Here is a 24190-nt window from a genome sequence, read left to right as displayed (position 1 = left end):
CGCCGGGCGTTAACAAAAAATAAACTCTAACTCGATGAATCCGCGAGGAAATTGGGATTCGTTAACGCGGCATATTCTGCCGCTACTCCAAGGCATTTGGCGGCAATTCCTGCCCCGTCCGGCAAGAATTGCCGGGCGCGAGCAGGTTCATCCTAACATGGTTAACTCTGGGGGCGCGGATTTCCGCCATTTCTGCCCGGCTTGGAAACTTTTTCCTCCTGGCAGGGAAATTGCTTCCTATCGAGGCCTGCCGCATGTCCGCGGCGGGTGCGCCTGACAAAGGTCGGCGCTGAAACCCAGCCTCCAAAAGGGAGCACACTCGAATGGCTACTCAAGTCCAGCTTTCTGGCTCGATTCGCAGCAACCTCCTCCTGCTGCAGACGACCCAGACCTCTCTCGACCGTACCCAGACCCGCCTGTCGACCGGCAACAAGGTCAACTCGGCCCTGGACTCTCCGACCGCCTTCTTCGCCGCCAAGGCGCTGAACCAGCGGGCTTCCGACCTGACCAGCCTGAAGGACGGCATCGGCCAGGCGATCAGCACGATCAGCGCCGGCGACAAAGGCATCACGGCGATTCAGAACCTGATCGACAACGCCACCGCGCTGACGCAGTCGGCGCTGAGCAACCTCGGCACGGACGCGAACTCGGTCGCGACCCGTAAGAGCCTTGCCCAGCAGTACAACGCCTTCCTGCGCCAGATCGACAGCCAGGCACAGGATGCGAACTATGCCGGTAAGAACCTGCTGATCGGCAGCGGCCTGCGCCTCGGCGTGACCGCGAGCAGCCAGCTCGACGTCAACGCGCTGGCGGGCATCAGCGGCGCGACCGTCACCAACGTCACCAAGGCGGACACCTACACCATCTCGGTGGCCGGCGACGGTGCGATCTCCGGTGACGCTGGCGACATCGCCAACGCCGCCACGGATCGCGGCATCAGCAACATCGTGATCAACGGCTTCGCCTCGACCACGAAGAATACCCTCTCCGACGTCACCATCAAGCTGAGCGGCGGCACGGGTAAGGACAAGACCTTCACGGTTACCGAAGGCGACGAGTCCTTCACCACGACCTTCACCCAGGCGGAGTGGGCCACGGCCAAGGGCAACGGCACCGTTCTGAAGTTCTCGCACAGCTTCAGCAGCGGCACCAACCTCGGCTTCGACGTCGACTTCGACTCGATCGAAGACGTGCCGGATACTGCCGGCGTGGGTACGTCGACCATCCAGAAGAACATCAACCTCCAGGTTTCCGTCGAGAACTCGGCCGGTGAAAAGGTCACTCGCGACGGTCTCCAGTCGGTTGGTAACGGCAAGGTCTCGGACGGCGAGAACTCGTTCTCGTTCGGCACCGGCACCGCGCGCGTCACCCTGGACGAACGGCAGATCCTGCAGGCCTCGACCTACAGCGCGGCGGCTTCCGGCGCCTACGGCACCGGCGCTGCTGCGATTACCGGAACGCCGACGATCACCACGCCGGCCAGCGTCACCGTCGATGAGACGTACCTGGTGACGGCGAACGCCAACAGCTTCAACTATACGACCGGCAATTTCGACTCGTATAGCGTGTCGCTGGACGGCAACGGCTCCGCCGGCCTCACCACCCGCGTCGTCAGCACCGGAAATGCCAGCGACGTGAACTTCAGCTCGGCGGGCGCCGCCAACGGCAGCTCGATCGGCATCTCGTTCAACTACAACGAGCTGAAGTACATCGCGACGGCAGCCGCGGCCGGTTCGGCCGAGGTTACCACCACGATCCAGCAGCAGAGCGGGGCAACCGGCACGATCTCGACCGCGCCGCTCTACAGCGTCGGCACCGTCGCCTCGTTCGCGGCGAACCAGGTGACGAAGCTCAGCATCGACGTGACCGTGGGCACCGGTGGTTCCACGAACATCCAAGTCTCCGACGGCTTGGGTGGCACTGCCAGCTTCACCCTGACCGCCGCTCAGGCGTCGTCGGCCAGCGTCCTTTCGATCGCCTTCACCAGCGGTACGAACAACGGCGCCAGGCTGAATATCAACTTCCAGGACTCCGCCATCTCGCAGGCGGTGTCTGTTGGCGGTTACGCCGGGGCCCACGCCGCTTACACCGTTCAGGTGCGCGGCGCGTACACGGCTTCCCGTGACGCGAAGTTCGACGTCCGCGGTGCGCATACCGGCAGCGATGCTTCGTTGACCACCAAGCAGCTGGTCGATGCTTCCGACCAGAACAACCTGACTGTCCAGTTGAACGAGACCAACACCTCGATCGTCAACGTGGTCAGCCAGAACGTCCAGACCAACGGACAAGGCTTGCAGCTCGACCAGGCCCAGAACAGCTGGGGCGACCGTTCTGACATTCAGAACGCCATCGACCAGCTGAACAAGGCCAAGAACCTGCTGCGAACGGCCTCGTCCAACCTCGGCACCAACTTGAACATCATCCAGACGCGTCAGGACTTCACCTTGGAGTTCTCCAACGTGCTCACGGAAGGTGCTTCCAAGCTGACCGCCGCGGACCAGAACGAAGAGAGCGCGAACATGCTGACGCTGCAGACCAGGCAGCAGCTCGGCACGATCGCCCTCTCGCTGGCCAACCAGGCTCAGCAGGCGATCCTGCGGTTGTTCTAACCGCAAGGGGTTGGGTAAACTTGGGCGGCGGGGCAACCCGCCGCCCAGGCTCCCCCGGCCAAGTGTGATGGAAAATCAATATCATAACGAGTTTCGGGGGGACCGGGCTGATTCGCTTCGGCCACGGAGTTCCAGTTTTGCCCCTGAAATTCACTTTGAAACCCGGCGAGAAAGTCATCGTCAACGGCGCGGTCATCGGCCGCGGCGAGGAGCCGGGCAGTTTTTACCTTTACAACAAGGTCAAGTTTCTCCGCGGCCGCGAGGTCATGAAGGAGGAGCAGGCCGACACTTTGGAGCGCAAGCTCTATTTAATCATTCAGTTGATATACCTCTTCCCGGAGAACGCTGCGGAGAACGTGGTCAAGTTCGAGCAGATCTGGGGCGAGGTTCTGCGGCAGCGGCCCGGCGACCGGGAGAAGCTCGAGGACGTGGCACGGCTCGTGCAGTCCGAGGACTATTACCGAGCGCTGAAACTGACCGCGAAACTGTTCTGACCCGCGGCTCCGAGCGCCAACGGAGCCGGAAGGCTAACGCGGCGTTTAGGAGCACGGAGTACGCAAGATGATGAACCAAGGGGCAAAAAAAACCGGCTATGTCAGCCAGCCCGCGGGGACGGATCCGCGCAGCACCGAGGCCTGGGCCCTGTCCGAGGCCTCGCGCCGGCTCGTCGTCGGCGCCAAGACCGAGGACGGCGGCAAGTCGCTGCGCGACGCCCTGATCCTCAACCAGCGGCTCTGGACCATCTTCCAGACCGCCATGGCCGAGCCCGACTGCCCGCTCCCGACCGAGATCCGCGACAACGTCCTCGCCCTGTCGATCATGATGGACCGGCAGATTCTGCAGCGCCTGGGCGACCTCGACGGGTCCAAGCTGCAGCCGATCCTGGACATCAACCGCTGCGTGGCCGAGGGCCTGGCGCAAAAGCCGCAGGTCCCCGAGGCCGCGATGGCACAATCGGTGCAAGCCGTTCCAGCACATCCCCAGCCCCACCCCGCCCAGGCGGCGGTCGGCGGCGCCCGGATGGCGGTGAACGTCTCGGCCTAGCGGCCGGCAACTGGAGTACCGAGCATGGCCGTGAGCCCCGTGACGAGTGGACTGACCTCGAGCAGCAGCAGCGGACTGCTCGGCACCTCGTCGTCCAACAGCAGCAGTTCCACCACGTCGAACCTGAACAGCGCGCTCACCGGCAACGCCTCCCAGACCATCGCCGACCAGACCAGCGCGGCCCTGCAGGAGATTTCCGACCAGATCGCGGCCCTGAGCGCCTCGGCCTCCGGCGACGTGCAGGAGTTCGAGAAGACCAGCCAGGACGTCCTCTACGATAACAACGCGACCGCCCGGCAGATCGGCCAGCTCAGCTTGAACAGCAGCCGGCTCAATGTCATCAGCGCGCTCAACAAGGCCGACAAGGTCGATACCTTCTCCGTCAACGTCGCGACCAACGGCAACACCAAGTTCTCGATCCTGGTCAACGATCCCAGCAACCCCAACCCGCTCGCCGATTCGAGCGGCAAGGTGCGGGTGCAGATCTTCGCCAAGGGCAAGGGCCTGGTCGCCGACAGCGACGCCGGCGCCGGCACCGCCAACGACAACTACAAGGCCCTGAAGAACGGCACGTTCAGCATGTCGAGCGGCCAGTACGTGATTCGCGTGACCCGCGCCGACGGCGTCGATACACAGGCCAAGGGCACGTACAACTACGCCATCCAGATGACTCAGGGTACGAAGTACACCAAGGACTTCACCACCACCGAGCAGGCCTATACCGAGGGCACCGACGATCCGTTCGGCCTTACCAACAACGCCAACAGCCAGGCCAACATCCTGACGGACTCGCTGGCGGACGCCTTCAGCCGTATCAACTCACTGCCGCCGATCGGCACCTCGGGCACCAGCAAGCTGCTCGGGATGATCTACACCGGCTCGTTCTAATTGGAGGAAGCGGCCACCATGTCCGCACAGACTTTCGCGCAGCCCCTGCGCATCTTCATCGGCTATGACCACCGCCAGGCGATCTCCTACAACGTGCTGCAGTTCAGCATCTTCCGCCGCTGCTCGAAGCCGGTGGCGATCACCCCGCTGTTCCTGCCGAGCCTGCCGCTGACCCGCACCGGCCTCACCCCGTTCACCTACAGCCGCTTCCTGACGCCCTGGCTGGCCGGCTTCCAGGGCTGGGCCCTGTTCCTCGACCTCGATTATCTCTGCCGCCACGACGTTTCGGAGCTCTTCGCGCTGACCGACGACAAATACGCGGTCATGGTCTCGAAGAACGCGAAAAGGTTCGAATGGGCGAGCCTGATCCTGTTCAACTGCGGCCACCCCGCCAACCGCGTGCTGACCCCGGAATACGTCCAGGACCCGAAGCAGTGCCGCAACCCGCATGGCATCGACTGGGTCTCCGAGGACCTGATCGGCGACCTGCCGCGCGAGTGGAACCACCTGGTCGGCTACGACGCGCCGCGCAGCGACGCCAAGATGGTGCATTACACCCAGGGCATGCCGATCTTCGAGGAGACCAAGGGCAGCGAGTATGCCGAGGAGTGGAAGACCGAGCATACCAAGGCCAACCAGACCCAGGGCTGGCAGGACTTGATGGCGCGCTCGGTGCATTCGGCCAAGACCAACGACGGCCGCATCGTCGCCAAGCTGCATCCCGACGCCAACAACGGCTAGGATTCAGTCGGCTTCTTCCGCCATTTGACGACCTTCGCGGGATTGCCGGCCGAGATCGAATAGGCCGGCAAGGTCCCGCGCACCACCGAGCCCGCAGCGACCACTGCGCCGCGGCCGATCCGCACGCCGTCCAGCAACACAGAGTTGGCGCCGATCCAGACATCGTCCTCGATCACGATCCCGCCGCGGCTGGGCGCGAAGCCCTGCTTGCGGATGACGACATCGGGATCGCGGTATTCATGATTGGTGGGCGCCAAGGTGCAGTTGGCGGCGATCAGCACGTATTCGCCGAGCGTGATGCCGTTGCCGCTGTAGAGCACGGAGCCCGCGTTGATGTAGCAGTTCGGGCCGATCGTCACGTCGCCGGTGCCGCCGGCGACCCGGAGCTTCACGAAGGCGTCGATGAAGACGCCTTCGCCGATCGTGATCTTGGTGCCGCGCACCGAATCCTCGATGTCGGCCAGCTTCGAGATCTGCGCGGTCGGCGAGATCACCAGCATCGGCTGCGCGTTACGCCTTGCCGTTGAAGTGAACGCGGTCAGCGCAGCCGAGGTCGATGTAGAGATGCCGCATCAGCCGGTCGATCTCCGCGCCGTTGCGCTGGTCCAGCCAAGTATAGCCGTTGTAGCTGGCGGCCGGCCCCTCCGAGATGTGTTCGATCCGGTCGTAGAGCTTCAACGCCGGCTTCGCCTCGGCCAGCACGGCTTCCCATTCCTCGGTCGGCGTCTTGCCCCAGATCCAGCGCATCCAGTCGGCCAGCCACTGGAAGATCGAATGGTCGCAGACCAGGGAGCCGCCTTTCTGCAGAGCGGCGATATGGTCGGTGATCAGCTTGCGGCGGACCTGCTTCTGCAGAGCGAGCGGCATCTCGTAGAGCGTCTGGTAGCCATAGCGCTCGCAGGCGGCGCGGCTGGGATCGGCGATCAGGGTCGCCTTCTCCTTGGCCGCCAGGTCCTTGGCGAGCTTGGAGACGTCGATGGTCGGCGGCGCGGCGATTACCAGGCGCATGTCACTTCACCCGCAAGAGATAGCCGTTGGGATTGAGCGACATCACGTAGCGCTCGCCCCAGCGACGGTCCAAAACGAAATCGTCGGTCTCGGTCAGGTAGACGTCGGCCGCCGCCTTCGGGCCTTCGTTCGGCACCGGGTGGTAGCCCATGACGTCGTTCAGCGAGTCCTCGACCACGAAATAGCCGCCGACATGGACGAAAGGCGCATAGGCGCGGATCTCGCCCAGCACATGCAGCTTCTCATGGTCGGAATCGGCGATCACCAGGGTGCGCTTGCCTTGCGCCTTCTTGCGCACCTGCTCCAGCACGCCCTCGGAAGTGCTCGAGCCCTCGATGTAGGTGATCCGCTTGTTCTGCGGCGGCTTGGCTTTCGCGAGCGAGATGTCGATGCCGAGCACCTCGCCATGGCCGACCAGGTCGAGAATGCTGGCGAAGAAATGGGTGGCGCCGCCGAACATGATGCCGAGCTCGATGATCACGTCGGGCTTCGTCTCCGCGATGATCTCCTGGTAGACCCAGCAATCCTGCGGCGTCTTGATGATGTCGTGGCCGAGCCACTTCTGCTGCAGCTTGGGCGCGCCGTAGCGATAGCCCTGATGCAGATAGTAGTAGTGGTACATCATGTATTGCCGCAGCGTCATGTCGCCGAGGCGCTCCATGCTGGACTGGTCCTGGAACAGCTTCTCGATCGCGGCGATATGCGGGTTGTTGTGCAGCAGCTTCTGGTGCACGCCGGCCTTCTCGCAGTAGTCGCGGCGGGCGTCGGGATCGTCGTTCCGGCCGTTCTCGACCAGGAAGGCGACGTAGCGCTGGGCGATCTCTTTATCCAGCGCGAGTTCGGGGTTCGGGGTGCTCATGCAGTCGCTCCAAGCTGGGAACACTGGCGGACCAGTTCGACGATATGGGTTTCGAGGCTGCGCCCGTTGCGGGCGCCGCCCATGACCGAGCGGTATTCGAGCGCCGCCGCCGCGGCATCGCCCTTGCCGGCGATCTCGACGCGGCAGGCGCGGCCCAGCACGTCGCCGCCGAGGCGGGCACAGAGTTCGGCAAATTCCGCGACCGTCAGGTCCGCGGTGCCGACTGGATTGAGCAGGTTGACGCCACCGGTCTGCATCTCGACGAAGTCGGCGGCGAGCATCGCCACCACGTCGCTGCCGACGAAGTTGCGGCGGTCGCGGCCGGTGCCGAGGATGCGGATCGAGCCGGCTTCGGCGATCGCGCGCGGGAAGGAGAACGGAATCAGCGACCAGCGCCGGAAGCGCTGCGGCGCGGCCAGCGGGCCGAACACGGCGCAGGGCCGCAGGATGCGGGTCGGGATGTGGCTGCGGCGGAACATCTGCTCGGCGAGGTAATGCGCGAGCGCATAATCGCTCAAGGGATTGGCCGGGCTGGTCTCGTCGAGATGGCCGGTGAGCGGTCCGTAGACATGGGCGCTGGAGACATAGGCCATGCGCGCGGCGCCGGCCTTGGCGGCGGCGGCGATCAGGCGTTCGGTGCCGGCGGCGGCGCGGATGAGGGCGGCGGCGCCGTCGGCCTTCACCTCCTCGTCGGTGACGCCGGCGCAATGGATCAAAGCATCGAGAGCGGGCAGCGCCGGAAGCGGGTCGGTGAGGTCGAGGGTGACGGCATTGCCGGCGCCGCGGCCGAGCGTCACCACGTCATGGCCGCGCGCGGCGAGCTCGGCGGCAACCGCGCTGCCGATCAATCCCTTCGCACCCGTGACCGCGACCTTTGCCAAGCTGCTTCCCGTCTCTACTTCAAGCCGCTGGTGTCGAGGAGCGCCTCGAGAATGGTCTTCATCGGGCGCTCGCGCATCATCGCCTGGGCCTTCTCGCCCTGCTGGCGCCACTTGTCGCCGGCGACCAGGTCGGCAACCGCGTCCGGCATCTCCTGGGCGGTCGCCAGCCGCGTCATCTCCAGATAACCGGCGGGATCCTGCTCATGCTCGGAGACGATGGCGCAGGCGTTGTTGGCAAGATAGCAGACCCGGAAGGAGTTCACGTGGGTGTATTTCTCCTCCTGGACGATGTTGAGCTGCACCTTGGCCCGGGCGATCCGGTCGTTGCGCAGGAAATACGGGCAGGAATGGTCGGAGGCGCCGCGGAAACCCTTCTGGCGCACGGTCTGGATGATCTGCTTGCGGCGGTTGCTCATCATGCCGAAGAAGTAGAAGTCGAGATCCTTCTCGCTCCGGTGCTCGATATCCTCCAGCTTCGGGTCCCAGCCCCAGCGCAGGAAATGCGCGTTGGCGCCATAGCGCTGGTACTCGGTCATGTTGTCCTGGATCACGTCCCAGACGAAGGAACCCGCCTTCATCGCCGGCAGATAGGCGCCGAGGAAGTCGGTCTTCTGCGGGTTGAAGTTCAGCATGTCCTGCGCGATGACCTCGGTGTTCACATGCGCATGCTTCACGCCGGACTGGGCGATCTTCGGGATCTCGGCGGCGGGGAGGAAATAGGCGCCGACCACGAAGTTGAAGCGGTCGCTCTCCAGCGAGAGCCCGTTCAGCACCGCGTCATGGCCGAGGGATTCCAGCCCGTATTTCATGGAGAGCAGGAAATCGCGCCGGAGATGAAACAGCGGCTCCGGGCCGAAATAGGAAATGCCGAACTTCATGACGTCAGAAACGCTCTTGCCCCGATCCGATCGATGCCGCGGCGAAGCAAGGAAGATGCCACGGCAGAGCTAGGCTTAGAGTGTTAAGGTTAACAAAGAGTAACATACCGAGCCGGCAATAATCTTGCGTCAGCCTCCTCCGTTTTTCTCAACGATCGCACAGGCTTGCGAGGCTGTTGATTTTACGCACACAATGGTGTACGGTCTTGGCGACCTCAGGAGTAGCGAGAGAAAATAGGCATCCCGGAAGGCGCGACTCGGTCCCTGTTCCATTGCCTCTTCCTCCGGCTAAAATGAGAACAAATAGAGATCGCAACCGATGGCGGAGGTACTTCCATGATCAGCGGACCCGTCTCTCGGGCGTGGTTGCAGACAATGCTCTCCGGTCTCCTGATTGGCAGCCTCGTCGGGGCGTGCGCCAAGACAGAGCCGCACGGTGACGTCGCTCTCGGTCGTTCCACCGTCGAGGCCGCTTGGATACCTGGCGCGGTCGTTCGGGATTGCAATGACGATTGTCCGGAATTGGTCGTTCTTCCGCCGATGATTCAGGCGGACGGATCAGAGATACCGCCCTTCGCCGTGGGAAGATATGAGGTAACCGTCGCCGAGTTCCGCGTCTTCGTGGCGGATACCGGGTACGAAATGACCGGCGAGTGCTACTTTCCCAAATTCTCCAAGGATCAAAGTCATCTCTCCGATCCGACGAGCGCGTGGGATAATCCGCCGTTCGGCGACTATCACCAGAGCGATCGGGACGCCGTCACTTGCGTCAGCTGGGCCGCCGCGAACGACTATGCGAAATGGCTCGCACGGAAGACCGGCAAGCCCTACGCGCTTCCTTCCCAAGAGCAGTGGGAATACGCCGCCAGAGCTGGAACGAAATCCCGCTTCTCTTGGGGCGAAGGAAATATCTGCGACTATGCGAACACGTTCGACAGCGCAACGACTGAAGAGTCCTGGGCGAGGAATCTCCCTTACCTGATACCGTGCCGGGATGGCTATGCGTATACCGCACCGGTGGGATCCTTCCTGCCCAACGGCTTCGACCTTTTTGACACTGCAGGAAATGTCGCCGAGTGGACAACGACGTGTTTCCAGCAAGAACAGACCGTGGAGCCAAACTCCAACGAGGAATGTGGCTATCACGTCACGCGAGGCGGAGACTGGCTAAGCGGGGTGAGCGCGCTGTCCCCCAGCGCAAGCGGCGAAGCTCAATGGAACGCACACCTGCCGTTCATCGGCTTTCGCGTCATGCGCTGGCAGTTGCCGCCACCTGGGTGATCGCTGAATCGTCCTGCGCAGGTTTGAATCAACGGAGATGGAGAGGCAGATGTGCCCAGTGCATCCGGCATCAAGGTCGATGTTCAGCTATCTCGGCCCCGTCGCCTTCGGAGACTACGGCGACACATTCGGCTCTACGAGTTTGCCAGATAAGATCGCCAAGCATAAGGCGCAGCCGGTTGAAAAAGCCGTATTGAGCTTCTTCAACAAGTTTGTTGGATCGGACCAGCCGGTGCGATCCATGGATGAAGCCTCGCAGCGAGCGAATCACATTCTCGGTCAGATCAGAGAAGCGGAAATAGGCATCATCGATCAGGGGAAGGCGATCAAGCGAGAAATCCTACTGCATCAGATCGTCAAGGAGAACGCGTTCAAGCGCAAGGACGAGGTGGCGCCAGAGAAGTACCAGGAAATAATCGACTCAATTGACAAGGACATCGAAGCTCTTGAGTCGAAGAAGCAGCCGTTTCTCGATCAAATCGATGAGATCGCCACGATGGTTGATTTGGTCGGAGATGCGCTGAGTTACTATCGCACCGGCGGCTATGCCGCACTGGTCGACGAGCCGAACTTGGCGGGATTGACCGGCGCACCCTTGCCAAAGCAGAGCTTCAAACCCGGATCGCCTCCGGACCAGTAGCGCGACCCGCGCCGGCTACCTATCGATGGCGTCGTTGATCAGAGTTCGACCGGGGCCACATCCTTGAAGAGCGGCCAGGCGGCGTCCTTGGCGGAGATGGTGGGCTCGCCTTGGAGCGGGGCCACTACCTAGTCCAGGAACTCACTCACGTCCGTGATGATGGGACGACCGGCTTTGATCATCTCGATATTGCGCTCCATGGTCTTCAACGAGTGCGCCCTCAAGTCCTTTTCCAGGTCACTGTTCACTTCGTAGGCCGCGACGATATCGTGCGCCTTCATGATCTCCGCAACCGCCTCGTTCGGCTTTCCCGCCGCGGCCAGCGCCAATCCAAGCACGCCGTGCGTCAGGACGGGTGCCTCACCTCTGGCGACGAGCGCACGTGCCGCCTCGACCAGGCGGCGGAAATCCGTTTCGCCGACCTTCGGATCCGCAGTCATCGCCCAGACGGCAGAGCTCGCGCGCCCGGTATCGGCATCGCCGGCGAACTTCCAGAAGCCCTCTCTGGCCGCCTTGGCTTGCCCGAGTTTCACGCGGACCACCTGTAGGTCGAATTCCGCACTCGCGCGACGGTCCTGGTCCTGAATGTTCCGCTCGACGGCGAGACTGAAATCCTTGTGAGCCTCATCCCACCTCTGCAGGCGGGCGAAGGCCCTTCCCCTGTAGAGGTAGAAATAACTGAGGTTCTCAGCCGGGACGCCCGCGGCGGAGATGATCCGGCTGCAAGCGACAATCGCTGCCTCTGGATCGCTCGGATAGCCACAGGCGGGTGAATCCTTGGTCCAGTCGTAGTCATCCGCGTTCGCGGCGCCGCCGCAAAGGCAGAGCGCGATCACGGCGATTCTCGAGCCGGCAAGGCGGAGCCGTTGGATGTAGCTTCCCATGCGCGCGATCGTAGAAAGTCCGCAGGCAGTGGTGTCAAGTCAAAGTGCGACCGGGGCCACGTCCTTGAAGAGCGGCCAGGCGGCGTCCTTGGCGGAGATGGTGGGCTCGCCGGTGAGCGGCCAGCGGATGGCGAGCGCGGGGTCGTTCCAGCGCACCCCCTCCTCCGCCGCGGGCGTGTAGAAATTGTCGACCATGTAATTGACGACGCTCTCCGGCTCCAGAGAGCAGAAGGCGTGGGCGCAGCCGCGGGGCACGAGCACGGCGTTGTGGCGGTCGGCGCGCAGCTCGACCGAATCCCACTGGCCGTATGTCGGCGAGCCCTGGCGCAAGTCGACGAAAACGTCGAGCAAAGCGCCGCGGGTACAGCGCACCAGCTTGGCCTCGGTATGCGGCGGGCGCTGGAAATGCATCCCGCGGATCGTGCCGACGTTCACCGACCTGGATTCATTCATCTGCACCCAGCGGGTCGGCAGGCCATGCTCGGCGAAGATCGCCTCGTCATAGGTGCGCATGAAATAGCCGCGTTCGTCGCCGCGGGCCTGCAGCGCGACCTCGACGCTACCGGGGATCTTCAGCCGGGTGATCTTCACGGCGCGACGTCCGCCACGTGACGATCGATCTCGGCCAGGCTGGCCTTCGCCATGTCGTCGCCGGCGAGATGGCCACGATACCAGGAGACCGAATGCTGGACCGAAGCGGCCACGTTCCAGATCGGCTTCCAGCCGAGATGGCGTGCCGCCTGGTGGCTGTCGAGGGTGAGGAAATGCGCTTCCTTGACTTCGTTGTCGCCGCGATGTTCCCAGCGGGCACCCTCGCCCCAGCCGCGGACCAGATGCTCGACCAGGTCGGAGACCGGCGTGGTTTCGGCGTCGCCGGGGCCGAGGTTCCAGGAGAGCGTTTCGGCCGGCAGCTTCTTCGCCGCGGTGCGCTCGGCGATCAGCAGCAGGCCGCGCGCGGCGTCGAGCACATGCTGCCAGGGCCGCACCGCCTTGGGGTTGCGGATGATGAGCGGCTGCCTGGCCGAGAAGGCGCGCACGGCATCGGGCACGATCCGGTCCTCGGCCCAGTCGCCGCCGCCGATGATGTTGCCGGCACGAACGGTGATGACCGGCACCGGCGGCTCCGCGCGGGAGAAGTAGCTGTTGCGGAAGGCCTCGGTGACCAGCTCCGCGCCGCTCTTGCTGGCGCTGTAGGGCTCGTCGGCGCCGAGCGGGTCGTTCTCGCGATAGGGCCAGGGCCAGTTGACGTTGCGATAGACCTTGTCGGTGGTGAAGACCACCACCGCCGCGAGGCCGGAGAGGTTGCGCACCGCGTCGAGCAGATGCGCGGTGCCCATCACATTGGTGGCAAAGGTCGCGACCGGGTCGTGGAAAGCCGCGCGCACCAAGGGCTGGGCGGCGAGATGGAGCACGATGCCGGGCTTGGCGGCGGCCGCGGCCTTGGCAAGCGGCGCCGGATCGCGGATGTCGCCGATGGTGCTGGCGGCGATGCGGTCCGGCAGATTGGTCGCGGCGAAGAAGCTGGGGGCAGTCGGCGGGTTGAGGGCGAAGCCGTGAACCTCGGCCCCCATCTTCTGCAGCCAGAGCGCGGTCCAGCCGCCGACGAAGCCGGTATGGCCGGTCAGGAAGACGCGCCGGCCGCGCCAGAAGTTGGGATCGGGGATCGGGTGGGTCATTGCGCGTGGTGGCGATGGATGCCCTTCTCCCCTTGTGGGAGAAGGATACGGAGACTTGGCGAGGCGTAGCCGAGCCTAGGCGGAGTTGGATGAGGGGTTGCGCACCGGTAGGTGCGCGCGCTCGTCAGAGCGCTTGCGCGCTGCGCACCTTGCGGTGCGCGCCCCCTCACCCAGCTACGGCTAAGCTCGCTGGCGCTCGCTAAGCCTTCGCAACCCTCTCCCACAGGGGGAGAGGGGATTCCTTCTTTTCTGCGACCAGCCATCACGACAGCCAGGGGGCTTTGCCCTGGGCGATCAGGCCGTTCAGCATCAGCATTTCGCGGTAGGTGTCCATGCACTGCCAGAAGCCGTCGTGGTGATAGGCGGTGAGCTGCTTCTGCCGCACGATCTTCGGCAGCACGTCGTTCTCCAGCACCACCGCGGGATCGTCGCTGACGTCGGCGAAGGCCTTCTTCTCGAACACGAAGTAGCCGCCGTTGATCCAGCCGTTGTTGACCTGGGGCTTCTCCATGAAGTCGGAGACCGAGCCTTCCTCGATGTCGATCTCGCCGTAGCGCGACGAGGGGTGCACGGCGGTCACGGTGGCGAGGCGCTTGCAGTCCATATGCGTCTTCAACAAGGCCGCGCAATCCACATCGGCGACGCCGTCGCCATAGGTCGCGAAGAAGCGGTCGCCTTTGACATGCTTCAGCGCCCGTTTGATGCGGCCGCCGGTCATGGTGTCCTGGCCGGTATCGGCCAGCACCACTTCCCAGTCCTCGGCCGGCTCCTGGCCGATGATCTGGACGTCGTTCCAGCGGAGACTGACCACCACATCGGCGTTGCGGTAGCGGTATTGCAGAAAATAGTCGCGGATCATCTCGCCCTTGTAGCCGAGGCAGAGGATGAAGCGCCGGACGCCGAACCTGGCGTAGCGCTGCATGATGTGCCACAGGATCGGCCGCCCGCCGATCTCGACCATCGGCTTCGGCTTGAATTCCGTCTCTTCCCGTAACCGGGTGCCCTGGCCGCCACAGAGAATGACGGCCTCCATCTCGTGCAGATTCATAAGTCCTCGCGACAGATATGCGCGAATCGGTACGCAATGACTGTGCCATATGCGGTGAGTCGAGGCCAACTTCGGACAGCGTGAACCGGAGCCAACAGCAGTTCTTGCCGAACTTCGACCGGGCAGTTTCTGCCGCCCGGGCCCGCCGGCCCGCGTCAATCATTTGATAACCCTTGGGAAACCGCGGCTCCGAGAGTTGGCCCGGCAGTTGCTTAATCCGTCCGACACCTGACGCAAGGTTACCCAAGGCGAGGCCTTCCATGAGCATTCTCGGCGCGATGTTCACCGCAGTGAGCGGGTTGAACGCACAGTCCCGGTCCCTCGGCAACATCTCGGACAACATCGCCAACTCCCAGACCGTCGGCTACAAGAAGGTCGACACCAGGTTCTCGGACATCATCACGATCTCCAACAAGAGCCTGAACCTGCCGGGCGGCGTCGTCGCCTCGCCCTATTACGCCAACGCGCTGCAGGGCAACATAAACCAGACCCAGAGCTCGACCAACCTCGCGGTCAGCGGCCAGGGCTTCTTCGTGGTCAGCCGCCCGACCTCGCAAAACGGCACGCTCACCACCTTCAGCGCCCTGCCCTACTACACAAGGGCCGGCGATTTCGAGGTCAACCGCGACGGCTACGTGGTCAACGGCGGCGGCTATTACCTCAACGGCTGGACCGTCGATCAGACCACCGGGGTTCCCGACACCGGCTCGCTCGCCCCGATCCAGATCACCCAGCTGACCACGCCGCCGACCCCGACCTCGCAGATCGAAGTGGTCGGCAACCTGCCGGCGACCTCGATCGTGAACCCGGACCCGGCGCTGGCGCCGACCAACGTCAAGGTCTACGACGCGCTGGGCAACCCGCACACGATCAGCCTGACCTGGGTGAAGCGCGCCGACAACATCTGGAACCTCGACATCACCGCCGCCGACAGCACCCTCGATCCGGTCGCCGGCAACATCAGCGGCACCAACGACCAGACCGCCGTTGCCGCCAACACCACCGCCAACGTGCCGGGCGTCGCCCAGGTCGAAACCCTCACCGTGGCACCGAACGGCCTGCCCCCGGGACGCACTCTGACCTATACGATCGGCGCGAACACCGTCACCGTGACGGCCCCGGTCGGCGGTTATACCGGCGCCCAGCTCGCCACTGCCCTGGCCGCGCAGATCAACGCCAGTGCCGGCATGTCGGCGGTCGTGACTGCCGGCAACGTGGTCGGCAACACGCTGGACGTGACCGCGGACGTCGCCGGCACGCCGTTCACCGGCACTTTCGCCGGCAACGGCTCCGGCCAGATCGACAGCGTCACGATTCCCGGCGCGCTTCTTGCCGGCGATGTGCTCGCCTTCGACGTTGCCGGCAGCGGCGCGCCGCAGATCAGCGTGACCGGTCCCATGACCGTGGCTGCCGCCCGCACCTCGTTGATCAACCAGGTCAACGCCCTGGCGCTCGGCGTCACCGCCATCGCCGACCCGAACAATGCGAGCCGCATCCTGATCCAGTCCGATACCGCGGGCGGCCTCTTCGCCGCGGCGGCGCCGGACGGCACCAACACCCTTGCCGGCGTGACCTACACCTCCAATCCGCCGACCGCGACCGCCAACTCGGTCGCCAACGTCATCCCGGTCGCCCAGGTCGATACGATCACACTCGGCGGCACCGTCGGCCCCGGCGAGATCGGCGACACCTGGAGCCTCACCATCGGCACCCAGACCGTCACCTACGTGAACGACGGCACCGAGACCAGCCTGGCCGACATCGCCACCGGCTTCGCGGCCCGCATCAACGCCGCGAGCGGCCTGCCGGTCACCGCCACGGTTGTCGGCAGCCAGGTCGTGCTGACCGCCAAGGTCCCGGGCACGGCTTTCGCCGAGACCGTAACGGCGGTCAACGGCAACGTGCCGGGCTTCATCGACATCACCTTCGGCGAGACGCCGACCACCGCCGGCACCATCGTCGGCATCAGCAACCAGTACAACCCGTCCGGCGACGCCACCGTCCCCGCCTCGCAGAACGCCAACGATCCGGCGGTCATCACCTTCACCGTCGATTACGGCTCCGGCCCGCAGATCGTCGAGCTCGATCTCGGCCGGTTCCAATCGACCGACGGCCTGACCCAGTTCTCCGGCACCCAGGTCGACATCCAGCGCCTCTCCCAGGACGGCCTGCCGCAGGGTCTGTTCACCGGCATCAACATCGGCGACAACGGCGATGTCGAGCTCAACTACGACAACGGCGCCAGCACGGTCTATTTCCGCGTGCCGCTGGCGCAGTTCTACGACCCCACCGCGCTGAAACGCGAGAACGGCCAGGCCTTCACCGAGACCTTCGACAGCGGCACCGCCCGCATCACCAACCCGGGCGCCAGCGGCGCCGGCACGGTGCGTTCGAGCGCGGTCGAGGGCTCGAACGTCGATATCGCCGAGGAATTCTCGAAGATGATCGTCACCCAGCGCGCCTATGCGGCGAACGCCCGCGTGATCACCACCGCGGACGACATGCTGCAGGAAGTCATCAACATCAAGCGGTAATGGAAAGCTAGCGTAGGAAACAGGCGAAATGTCGCTCACAGCCGCGCTCAATTCGGCGGTCTCGGCGCTTCGGGTCAACCAGGCCCAGGTGCAGTTGGCTTCGGCCAACATCGCGCATGCCCAGGACCCGAACTACACGAAGAAGTCGCTGAAGACCGAGTCCGTCACCTTCGGCAACGGCCAGGTCGGCGGCGTGATGATCTCCGGCTATGCGAGCACGCTTTCGGTCACGCTCAGGAAGCAGGTCGAGGCGCAGACCGCGACCTCGGGCGCCAGCGACGCCGCCAACGACTACATGGCGCGGATCCAGGACCTGCTCGGCACCAGCGCCGACCAGTCGAGCCTGACCAAGGCGATGAACTCGTTCCTCAGCGCCTGGCAGGACTTCCAGTCGGAGCCGGATTCCGCCGCCGCGCAGCAGGCGATCATCGGCGCCGGCGCGCAGATCGGCGACGAGATCCACCGGGTCGCCGCCGGCATCGACCAGATCGACACCGACGTCCGCACCGACCTCGGCAGTTCGGTGGACCAGCTCAACGACCTGCTGAAGCAGCTGTTCCAGGTCAATCTGCAGATGAAGACCGCGCAGACCGACAGCTCGGCCTCCGCGGATCTCATGGACCAGCGCGACAACCTGGTGAAGCAGATCGCGCAATACGTCGATGTGCGTACGGTCGAGCAGGATGACGGCTCGGTCTCGCTGTTCACCGCCGCCGGCCTGCAGCTGCTCGACGGCCCGCCGAGCCTGTTCGCCTTCGACGGCACCAACGTCATCCGGGTCTCCGACGGCGCCTCGATCAACAACCAGCTGAACGGCGGGCGCATCCACGCGCTCTTGAACTTCCGCCAGGACTCCTCGGCCAGCGGCAAGCCGGTCAGCATGGATCCCGGCACCGAGGTGATCCGCAAGCTGCGCGCGCAGCTCGACATGATTGTCGGCGCGCTGACCACGACCGCCGGCACCCCGCCGAGCCTCTCGGCCGCCTACAACGCGGCCGGCACCAGCCAGCGCGTCTCCGCCTCGTTCCAGACCACGGTCAAGCCGACGCCGACCCAGGCCCAATACAGCACGGTCAGTTTCAGCGGCGCGCTGCAGACCGGCGACATCTTCGCCGTCACGGTCCAGGGCAAGAATTTCAGCTACACCGCGACCGACGGCGACAAGAGCCTGGACCAGATCGCGGCCCAGATCGCGGCCCAGATCAATGCCGACACCACGCTCGGCATCACCGCGATCCCCGGCACCGCCTCGCTGCAGCTGGTCGGCAACAATCTCGGCCAGTCGTTCACCGTGCAGACCACGGTCAACAACCAGATCCCCGAACTCGACGGCAATCTCTTCACCGGCAGCAACCGCTACGATTTCCAGATGAATGCCGCACTGCTGAACGGCTCGCTGCAGCTGAAGAAGAACTCGGCCGCCGACGTGGTCAATGCGATGACCACCACCGACCGCAACTTCCTCGCGACCGGGATCGCGCTCACCAGCGTCTCCTATTCCAGCATGATGAGCGGCGTGGTCGGCAACTCGATCTCGGGCGCGAAGATGCTGAGCGACCAGGCCAAGTTCGACAGCGACGCGCTCAACATGTCGACCCAGCGCTATCAGTCGGATACCGGCGTCAATCTCGACGAGGAGATCGCCAATCTCCAGGTTCTGCAGAACGCCTATGCCGCCTCCGCCCGCCTGCTGACGGTGGTGCAGGAGATGTTCGACACGCTGCAGAACGCGGTGCGGTAGGAGCTAGCCCATGGCCATCAACGCATTCAGCTCCTACGCGGTCTATCTCAGCAACCTGAACGGCTTCAAGAACCTGCAGGGCTCGCTGAACGAGCTGACGCAGCAGCTCGCGTCGGGCAAGAAGTCGCTCAGCCTGGTCAACTACGGCTCCGACGGCCAGAGCCTGCTGGGCCTGCGCGCCGAGGCGACCAAGCGCCAGAGCTATATCGATTCCATCAACGCCGCCTCGACCGACGTGAAGAGCTACGACAGCATCTTCACGCAGATGGAGAAGATCGCCTCGGACATGTTCCAGGCCTTCACCTCGCCGGATTCCGACGTGCCGACCAAGCAGGTCAACACCATCCAGTTCAGCGGCGACGTCGGCGACACCGGCGACATCTACAAGCTCTCGGTCGACGGCACGCTGTTCACCTATGTGACCAACGGCACCGAAGGCAGCTTCGACGAGATCGTCGGCAACATCGCCAACCAGATCAACAGCCATGTGCCGGCCTTGAAGGTCACCGCCAAGGCCAACGGCGAGCAGCTGATCCTGACCGGCACCCTGCCCGGCCCGCAGTTCCAGGTCACCGCCTCGGTCACCAACGTCTCCGGCGGCGAGGACAACACCATGGTCTCGACTCTGACCACGGCCGGCAAGATCTCGCCGATCATCGCCCAGGTCGGCGGCAACCTCACCACCGTGCAGACCTTGCTCAACCAGCAGGTCAACGGCCGTTATCTGTTCGGCGGCGTCTCCTCGAGCGCCCAGGCGCCGGTGGTGGACCTGACCCGGCTGCCGGATCCGACCGGCAGCAAGAACGCGGCTTCGACCGCGACCACGACGCAGCTCGCCCCCGGCACGATCGTGCAGCAGATGCGGGTCACCACCGACGACCTCGGCGCGCTGCAGAGCGAGACCTTCACGGTCAACGGCAACAACTTCACGGTCAACGGCCCGCTGACCGCCCAAGAGGTCGCCAACCAGGTCGCGACCTACTACGGCGGCCTGCCGGCGCTGACCGGCGTCGTCAACTTCACCGATGTCGATGCCACCGGCTTCACCATGACCGCGGTGACGCCGGGCACCGCCTTCACCTCCAGCCTGACCGGCAACGACCCGACGCCGTCGGTGATCGCGACCGTGCAGGCGAACGTGCCGCTGGGCGGCAACCAGGTCGATGTCGCCACCTATACCGGCCCGATCGGCACCATCGGCGAGGAATTCAGCATCACCATCACCGACCCGCCGTCGCACACGTCGCCGGTGACGATCACCTATCGCACCACCGGCAACGAGGCCGGCATCGACGACGTGGTCAACGGCCTCATCGCCAAGATCGCGGCCGAGCAGCCGCCCTTCTCGGTGACCACCGCCAATCTCGGCAATGGCAAGTTGCAGCTCACCAATGCCACCGCCTTCACCACGACCTCGGCGGTGGAGAACACGGCGACGGTGAAGACCACCCAGCGCACCGTGGTGCCGGTCGCCCAGCAGGATCTGGTCGGTTTCCCGAGCCTGCAGGGCGACAACGGCGACATCTACACCATCAACTTCACGGCGCCGGTCGTGGGGCCGTTCACGGTCACCACCAATTCCTACGACACCGAGTCCGACATCGCGGCGAAGTTCGTGTCGCAGATCAACGCCGCGGCGATCGGCGTGACGGCTTCGGTCAAGGACGGCAAGCTGCTGCTGAAGTCCGACACGCCGGGCACCGCCTTCACCTATACGGCGGCCCTCACCACCGACGTCGGCCAGCCCAGCCTCAACCCGACCACCACCACGCTGGTCGCCAACATCCCGGCCGGCGCCACGCCGCAGACCGACCAGGTGACCCTCAGCGGCCCGGTCGGCCGGGTCGGCGACGTCTACGAGATCACGGTCAACGGCCGCACGGTGCGCTACACCACTGACGGCACCGAGCCCGACATGGATGCGATCGCTATCAACCTCGCGGCGCAGATCAACGCGGCCAACCCGCCGATGGCGGCGACCGCCCTGCCCGGCCCGGTCGGCTCCGGCCAGGTCGTCATCACCGGCACCACCGGCGGCGTCGCGCTGACCACCGAGGCCAAGGTCGCGCGGCCGCAGGTGATCGGCGAGCCGAAGCCGACCGACTACAACGTGCACCAGGCGGTCGGCGACAGCGACCGCGCCTGGGACCGTTCGCAGATCACCATCGCCGACCAGCTGACCATCGACTACACCTTCTCGGCCAACGCGCCGGCGATCCAGAAGATGATCATGTCGCTCAGGATCGCCCAGTCGGCGGTCACCGATCCCGACACCTACCAGACCAAGATGACCCAGGCGCAGTCGCTGATGAAGGACGCGCTGAACGGGCTCCGGGCGCTGCATTCCTCGAACACGGTCAACGACACCCTGATGTCGGCGACCACGCTGGCGCACCAGACCCAGATCAGCGTCTCGGTCGACAGCAGCGACAAGATCGAAGGGGTCGACAAGAACGAGGTCGCCGCCAAGGTCCAGGCGGCGCAGACCCAGCTCGAAGCGGTGTTCAGCGTGGTCGGCACCACCGGCCGGCTGTCCCTGGTGAACTTCCTGACGTGAGATCGGCATCGATGCAGCAGATTCGTTTCGACTTCCTGACCGGCGTGAACGGCGGCAACAACCGCAGCAGCACCGCCAACAGCCATGCCGCCGAGCAGAGCGGCGACGCCTTCGCCCGGATCCTCGACCAGCAGATCGCCCGCCGCGGCGAGGACGCCGTCAAGAGCCGCGCCGCCGAGCCGCGCAGCAACCGCAGCGAGGCCGGCGATCGCGCCGACACGCCGCGGCCGCAGGCGCCGAAGCGCCGCGATGCGAAGAGCACGCCGACGACGGCGCAGGACAAGCCGGCGCCGAAGGCGAAGCAGCCGGAGAAGACCGCAAGCGGGCACGCGACTTGCGCCAAGCCGGCGGCCAAGCCCGAGACCGACGAGACGGAGCAGACCGCCGAGGCCGCGGCCGGCAAGCAGACCACGACCGAGAACACGGCTTCGACCGGGACGACCGAGAGCGACGGCCAGCCGGACGGGTCGGGCGACCAGAGCCAGCAGCAGGCGAATGACGGCACGCAGCAGCAGCAAGGCGACGGCAGCGACCCGAGCGAGACGGTCGTGCCCGGCGCCGATCCCAGCCTGCTCGCGATGCTCGCGGTGCCGCTGCCGATCCAGGCGCTCAGCGTCGATACCGATGTCGCGGTCGATGCGCCGGCGCTCGCCGCCGGCGGCAATGCCGCCACCGCCTTGCAGGCCGGGCTGGCAGCGCAGCTTGCGGACGCGGTCGATTTCAGTGCGGCCGTCGGCGGCAAGGCCCAGGGCCAGGCCGCGACCGCCGGCCTCAAGTTCGGCGCGATCCTCAATGCCGGCGGACCGGAGACGCAGAAGGCCGCGGCGGATGCCGTCGCCGCCCTGCAGGATGCCGCCGAGGAACTCGCCAAGGCCGCCGATCCGCTGGCCACGCTGAAGCCCGCCGCCGGCGAGGAGAAGCCGGCCGTCGGATCCAGGAAGGCCGAGGCAGCGCCGGACAAGGCCGCCACCACCGTCACCCCGGAGCTCAACGCCAAGACCGCGGCCGCGATGGTCCAGCCGATGGCGCGTGCAACCGGCGTCACCTGGTCCGGCACCACCAGCGTCCGCAACGCGCTGGCCGAGAGCATGGCGGTCCAGGCCGGCGCCAGCTTCGGCGCCGACGAGGCCGAGCTTTCCAACTGGTCTCAGTATCTCGGGTCCGGCGCCACGGGCCTGAGCAACAATATTGCCGCCAAGCAAAGCGCCTTCATGGCCCAGCTGAGGCAGAACCTGCAGATTTTGCCGCCCCACGAGCAGATCGCAGTGCAGATCAGGGATGCCATGCAGAATGGAAACAGCCGGCTGACGGTCGCGCTCCACCCGGTGGAGCTCGGCCGGGTCGAGGTAAAGCTCGATATTGACAAGGATAAGAACGTCACCGCCACCATCGTGGTGGACCGGCCGGGGACCCTGGACCTGCTCCGCAACGATGCCAAGGCGTTGGAACGCGCCTTGCAAGACGCTGGGCTGCAGACCGGCAACGGCAGCCTGTCCTTCAATCTGCGGGACAGCAACGGCCAGAACGGCGGTTCCCAGAACGGCGCGGGTACGGGCAACGGCTCGGGCCTGGGCAATGGCGCCGGCGGGTCTGAGGTGAAAGCGGAGGTCCGGGCCGACGTGGTCGCGACCGCCGACGGATTGGTGGATCTGGAGACCTGAGCCATGACGACGACGACCGCAGCCGCATCCGGGACCTCGGCCTACGACATCATTTCCAAGCAGGCGAAGAGCAGCGGCACGGATTCGACCGCCAAGACCGGCGATGACGCGCTGGCCAGCCTTTCCGGCGACTACACCAATTTCCTGACCCTGCTGACCGCGCAGCTGAAGAACCAGGACCCGCTCTCGCCGATGGACGCGACCCAGTTCACCCAGCAGCTGGTGCAGTTCTCCGCGGTCGAGCAGCAGATCAACGGCAACAAGAAGCTGGACCAGCTGATCGGGCTGCAATCCACCGCGAATGCATACGGTGCGGTCGGCTTCGTCGGCACCACCATCGCCGCCGACAGCGGCGACGTGGCGCTGCAGGACGGCAAGGCCAAGTTCGACTACACGGTCGAGAAGGCCGGCTCCGCTACCCTCAAGATCCTGAATGCCGCCGGCAACGTCGTCATGCTGAAGCAGGTCGATGCCCAGGTCGGGACCCACCCGGTCGAATGGGACGGCACCGACTATTTCGGCAACCAGCTGCCCGACGGGAAATACACCGTGGCGGTCAGTGTCACCGACCCCGCCACCGGCAAGGCGACCGACGCCGCCATCACCAGCTACGGCAAGGTGGACCAGGCGGTGATCGCCGACGGCAAGGTGTTCCTGAAGATGGGCGACGTCTCGGTGCCGCTGGAAGACGTGATCCGGATTTCCAAGCCGACCGAGACCACCGATGAGACCGACACCGGCGACGAAACCGACGAAACCACCGGCACCTGAGGCCCCGATCCCGCGGTTCCGCGCGGTTCCGGGCCGGGATTACCAACAATTTTAGCTAAATCCGAGTTTTCCTTTCTCTTCACCGGCTTAGCGTTTTGTTAAGCGGCCGGTCTTAGCCTGTCGTCGGTCTGAACCAGTGGACTCCGCATGAGGCCGAACCACTCGCCCGCCCCGCTGCCGCAAAAGCCAGCCCTCACCCGGCATGGCGAACGGCGGATCGCGCGTATCGAGGACTTGCCGCCGCCCGGCATCAAGCGCTGGGTGATCCGTCGCAAGGCCGAGGTCGTGTCCGCGGTGCGCGCCGGCATCATCAGCCTCGAGGAAGCCTGTCAGCGCTATACGCTCTCGGTGGAGGAATTCCTCTCCTGGCAGCGTTCGATCGACCGGCACGGCTTGCGCGGCCTGCGCACCACGCGTCTCCAGGACTATCGCGCGACCGAGCAGACCGCCGCCGACGAGACGCCGAACGGCTGAGGCCGGCGGCCCGCT

22 protein-coding genes are annotated in these 24190 nt (G+C 65.1%); 13 read left to right on the top strand and 9 right to left on the bottom strand.

Annotated elements, in window-relative coordinates:
* The first annotated feature begins 323 nt into the window (after positions 1-323).
* The 5 genes from ACH2CY_RS08575 to ACH2CY_RS08555 all read left to right on the top strand — a co-directional run bounded on the left by ACH2CY_RS08575 (position 324) and on the right by ACH2CY_RS08555 (position 5282).
* Positions 324-2609 (top strand): flagellin, encoded by a 2286-nt coding sequence (locus tag ACH2CY_RS08575; protein WP_395018159.1) that lies wholly within the window; start codon positions 324-326, stop codon positions 2607-2609.
* A gap of 155 nt (positions 2610-2764) precedes the next feature.
* Complete coding sequence (locus ACH2CY_RS08570) at positions 2765-3103, top strand: flagellar biosynthesis repressor FlbT (protein ID WP_395018157.1); 339 nt, start codon at positions 2765-2767, stop codon at positions 3101-3103.
* 67 nt (positions 3104-3170) lie between these two features.
* Complete coding sequence (locus tag ACH2CY_RS08565; protein ID WP_395018155.1) at positions 3171-3653, top strand: flagellar biosynthesis regulator FlaF; 483 nt, start codon at positions 3171-3173, stop codon at positions 3651-3653.
* Between the two features lie 24 nt (positions 3654-3677).
* Complete coding sequence (locus ACH2CY_RS08560; protein WP_395018154.1) at positions 3678-4541, top strand: hypothetical protein; 864 nt, start codon at positions 3678-3680, stop codon at positions 4539-4541.
* 18 nt (positions 4542-4559) lie between these two features.
* Positions 4560-5282 (top strand): hypothetical protein, encoded by a 723-nt coding sequence (locus ACH2CY_RS08555; RefSeq protein WP_395018152.1) that lies wholly within the window; start codon positions 4560-4562, stop codon positions 5280-5282.
* Here ACH2CY_RS08555 and ACH2CY_RS08550 read toward each other — a convergent pair.
* From ACH2CY_RS08550 to ACH2CY_RS08530, 5 genes are read right to left on the bottom strand one after another with little or no spacing between them, the layout of a single operon-like run.
* Positions 5279-5782: an acyltransferase gene (locus ACH2CY_RS08550; RefSeq protein WP_395018150.1), complete on the bottom strand. Its 504-nt coding sequence runs from the start codon at positions 5780-5782 to the stop codon at positions 5279-5281. The two genes, ACH2CY_RS08555 and ACH2CY_RS08550, sit on opposite strands and share 4 nt — an antisense overlap.
* A gap of 10 nt (positions 5783-5792) precedes the next feature.
* Entirely contained in the window at positions 5793-6290 is a 498-nt protein-coding gene (locus ACH2CY_RS08545; protein WP_395018148.1) for a hypothetical protein, read from the bottom strand.
* A 1-nt stretch (position 6291) separates the two neighbouring features.
* Positions 6292-7149, bottom strand: coding sequence for a CmcI family methyltransferase (locus ACH2CY_RS08540; RefSeq protein ID WP_395018147.1), 858 nt, complete (start codon positions 7147-7149; stop codon positions 6292-6294).
* The gene (locus tag ACH2CY_RS08535) at positions 7146-8030 is read right to left on the bottom strand and encodes an NAD-dependent epimerase/dehydratase family protein (RefSeq protein WP_395018146.1); all 885 of its coding nucleotides are present in this window, start codon (positions 8028-8030) and stop codon (positions 7146-7148) included. The genes ACH2CY_RS08540 and ACH2CY_RS08535 overlap by 4 nt, the downstream gene beginning before the upstream one ends.
* Positions 8031-8044: 14 nt before the next feature.
* On the bottom strand, positions 8045-8908 hold the full coding sequence (locus ACH2CY_RS08530) for a hypothetical protein (RefSeq protein WP_395018144.1): 864 nt from the start codon (positions 8906-8908) through the stop codon (positions 8045-8047).
* A 336-nt stretch (positions 8909-9244) separates the two neighbouring features.
* Here ACH2CY_RS08530 and ACH2CY_RS08525 point away from each other — a divergent pair, with 336 nt between their 5' ends.
* Together ACH2CY_RS08525 and ACH2CY_RS08520 are read left to right on the top strand one after the other, a co-directional pair.
* Positions 9245-10189 carry a formylglycine-generating enzyme family protein gene (locus ACH2CY_RS08525; RefSeq protein WP_395018142.1) on the top strand — a complete coding sequence of 315 codons (945 nt, stop codon included), beginning with the start codon at positions 9245-9247 and terminating at the stop codon, positions 10187-10189.
* A 79-nt stretch (positions 10190-10268) separates the two neighbouring features.
* A complete protein-coding gene (locus tag ACH2CY_RS08520; protein WP_395018141.1) occupies positions 10269-10829 on the top strand; it encodes a hypothetical protein in 561 nt (186 codons plus the stop codon).
* 128 nt (positions 10830-10957) lie between these two features.
* Here ACH2CY_RS08520 and ACH2CY_RS08515 read toward each other — a convergent pair whose 3' ends face one another.
* The 4 genes from ACH2CY_RS08515 to rfbF form a co-directional block, all read right to left on the bottom strand.
* Entirely contained in the window at positions 10958-11713 is a 756-nt protein-coding gene (locus ACH2CY_RS08515) for a hypothetical protein (protein ID WP_395018139.1), read from the bottom strand.
* Positions 11714-11752: 39 nt separating this feature from the next.
* Entirely contained in the window at positions 11753-12304 is a 552-nt protein-coding gene (gene rfbC / locus ACH2CY_RS08510) for a dTDP-4-dehydrorhamnose 3,5-epimerase (protein ID WP_395018137.1), read from the bottom strand.
* Complete coding sequence (gene rfbG / locus ACH2CY_RS08505) at positions 12301-13389, bottom strand: CDP-glucose 4,6-dehydratase (protein ID WP_395018135.1); 1089 nt, start codon at positions 13387-13389, stop codon at positions 12301-12303. The genes rfbC and rfbG overlap by 4 nt, the downstream gene beginning before the upstream one ends.
* Positions 13390-13651: 262 nt before the next feature.
* Positions 13652-14437 carry a glucose-1-phosphate cytidylyltransferase gene (gene rfbF, locus ACH2CY_RS08500; RefSeq protein WP_395018133.1) on the bottom strand — a complete coding sequence of 262 codons (786 nt, stop codon included), beginning with the start codon at positions 14435-14437 and terminating at the stop codon, positions 13652-13654.
* A 260-nt stretch (positions 14438-14697) separates the two neighbouring features.
* On the opposite strand from rfbF, the gene ACH2CY_RS08495 reads away from it, so the two are divergent.
* The 6 genes from ACH2CY_RS08495 (at position 14698) to ACH2CY_RS08470 (ending at position 24175) form a co-directional block, all read left to right on the top strand.
* Positions 14698-16971 carry a flagellar hook-basal body complex protein gene (locus ACH2CY_RS08495; protein ID WP_395018132.1) on the top strand — a complete coding sequence of 758 codons (2274 nt, stop codon included), beginning with the start codon at positions 14698-14700 and terminating at the stop codon, positions 16969-16971.
* 28 nt (positions 16972-16999) lie between these two features.
* Positions 17000-18712, top strand: coding sequence for a flagellar hook-associated protein FlgK (locus tag ACH2CY_RS08490; RefSeq protein ID WP_395018130.1), 1713 nt, complete (start codon positions 17000-17002; stop codon positions 18710-18712).
* Between the two features lie 10 nt (positions 18713-18722).
* On the top strand, positions 18723-21269 hold the full coding sequence (locus ACH2CY_RS08485) for a hypothetical protein (protein WP_395018128.1): 2547 nt from the start codon (positions 18723-18725) through the stop codon (positions 21267-21269).
* An 11-nt stretch (positions 21270-21280) separates the two neighbouring features.
* The gene (locus ACH2CY_RS08480; protein WP_395018127.1) at positions 21281-22930 is read left to right on the top strand and encodes a flagellar hook-length control protein FliK; all 1650 of its coding nucleotides are present in this window, start codon (positions 21281-21283) and stop codon (positions 22928-22930) included.
* Positions 22931-22933: 3 nt separating this feature from the next.
* Entirely contained in the window at positions 22934-23701 is a 768-nt protein-coding gene (locus ACH2CY_RS08475) for a flagellar hook assembly protein FlgD (protein WP_395018126.1), read from the top strand.
* Positions 23702-23848: 147 nt separating this feature from the next.
* Positions 23849-24175, top strand: a complete 327-nt coding sequence (locus ACH2CY_RS08470; RefSeq protein WP_395018125.1) for a DUF1153 domain-containing protein — start codon at positions 23849-23851, stop codon at positions 24173-24175.
* The last annotated feature ends 15 nt before the right edge of the window (positions 24176-24190 follow it).

Origin of the sequence: Dongia sp., assembly GCF_041905885.1 — a bacterium.
Lineage (GTDB): Bacteria > Pseudomonadota > Alphaproteobacteria > Dongiales > Dongiaceae > Dongia.
The sequence above is the reverse complement of the archived record's forward strand: the minus strand, read 5'-3'. Positions and strand labels throughout refer to the sequence as shown.

What these genes read in the sequence shown, in the direction of transcription:
- ACH2CY_RS08560 (WP_395018154.1), top strand. Translation starts at nt 3,678, where the DNA reads ATGGCCGTGAGCCCCGTGACGAGTGGACTGACCTCGAGCAGCAGCAGC.
- ACH2CY_RS08575 (WP_395018159.1), top strand. Translation starts at nt 324, where the DNA reads ATGGCTACTCAAGTCCAGCTTTCTGGCTCGATTCGCAGCAACCTCCTC.
- ACH2CY_RS08540 (WP_395018147.1), bottom strand. Translation starts at nt 7,149, where the DNA reads ATGAGCACCCCGAACCCCGAACTCGCGCTGGATAAAGAGATCGCCCAG.
- ACH2CY_RS08520 (WP_395018141.1), top strand. Translation starts at nt 10,269, where the DNA reads ATGTTCAGCTATCTCGGCCCCGTCGCCTTCGGAGACTACGGCGACACA.
- ACH2CY_RS08470 (WP_395018125.1), top strand. Translation starts at nt 23,849, where the DNA reads ATGAGGCCGAACCACTCGCCCGCCCCGCTGCCGCAAAAGCCAGCCCTC.
- ACH2CY_RS08545 (WP_395018148.1), bottom strand. Translation starts at nt 6,290, where the DNA reads ATGCGCCTGGTAATCGCCGCGCCGCCGACCATCGACGTCTCCAAGCTC.
- ACH2CY_RS08490 (WP_395018130.1), top strand. Translation starts at nt 17,000, where the DNA reads ATGTCGCTCACAGCCGCGCTCAATTCGGCGGTCTCGGCGCTTCGGGTC.
- rfbG (WP_395018135.1), bottom strand. Translation starts at nt 13,389, where the DNA reads ATGACCCACCCGATCCCCGATCCCAACTTCTGGCGCGGCCGGCGCGTC.
- ACH2CY_RS08480 (WP_395018127.1), top strand. Translation starts at nt 21,281, where the DNA reads ATGCAGCAGATTCGTTTCGACTTCCTGACCGGCGTGAACGGCGGCAAC.
- rfbF (WP_395018133.1), bottom strand. Translation starts at nt 14,437, where the DNA reads ATGAATCTGCACGAGATGGAGGCCGTCATTCTCTGTGGCGGCCAGGGC.
- ACH2CY_RS08485 (WP_395018128.1), top strand. Translation starts at nt 18,723, where the DNA reads ATGGCCATCAACGCATTCAGCTCCTACGCGGTCTATCTCAGCAACCTG.
- ACH2CY_RS08495 (WP_395018132.1), top strand. Translation starts at nt 14,698, where the DNA reads ATGAGCATTCTCGGCGCGATGTTCACCGCAGTGAGCGGGTTGAACGCA.
- ACH2CY_RS08550 (WP_395018150.1), bottom strand. Translation starts at nt 5,782, where the DNA reads ATGCTGGTGATCTCGCCGACCGCGCAGATCTCGAAGCTGGCCGACATC.
- ACH2CY_RS08555 (WP_395018152.1), top strand. Translation starts at nt 4,560, where the DNA reads ATGTCCGCACAGACTTTCGCGCAGCCCCTGCGCATCTTCATCGGCTAT.
- ACH2CY_RS08475 (WP_395018126.1), top strand. Translation starts at nt 22,934, where the DNA reads ATGACGACGACGACCGCAGCCGCATCCGGGACCTCGGCCTACGACATC.
- ACH2CY_RS08530 (WP_395018144.1), bottom strand. Translation starts at nt 8,908, where the DNA reads ATGAAGTTCGGCATTTCCTATTTCGGCCCGGAGCCGCTGTTTCATCTC.
- ACH2CY_RS08515 (WP_395018139.1), bottom strand. Translation starts at nt 11,713, where the DNA reads ATGGGAAGCTACATCCAACGGCTCCGCCTTGCCGGCTCGAGAATCGCC.
- ACH2CY_RS08525 (WP_395018142.1), top strand. Translation starts at nt 9,245, where the DNA reads ATGATCAGCGGACCCGTCTCTCGGGCGTGGTTGCAGACAATGCTCTCC.
- ACH2CY_RS08565 (WP_395018155.1), top strand. Translation starts at nt 3,171, where the DNA reads ATGATGAACCAAGGGGCAAAAAAAACCGGCTATGTCAGCCAGCCCGCG.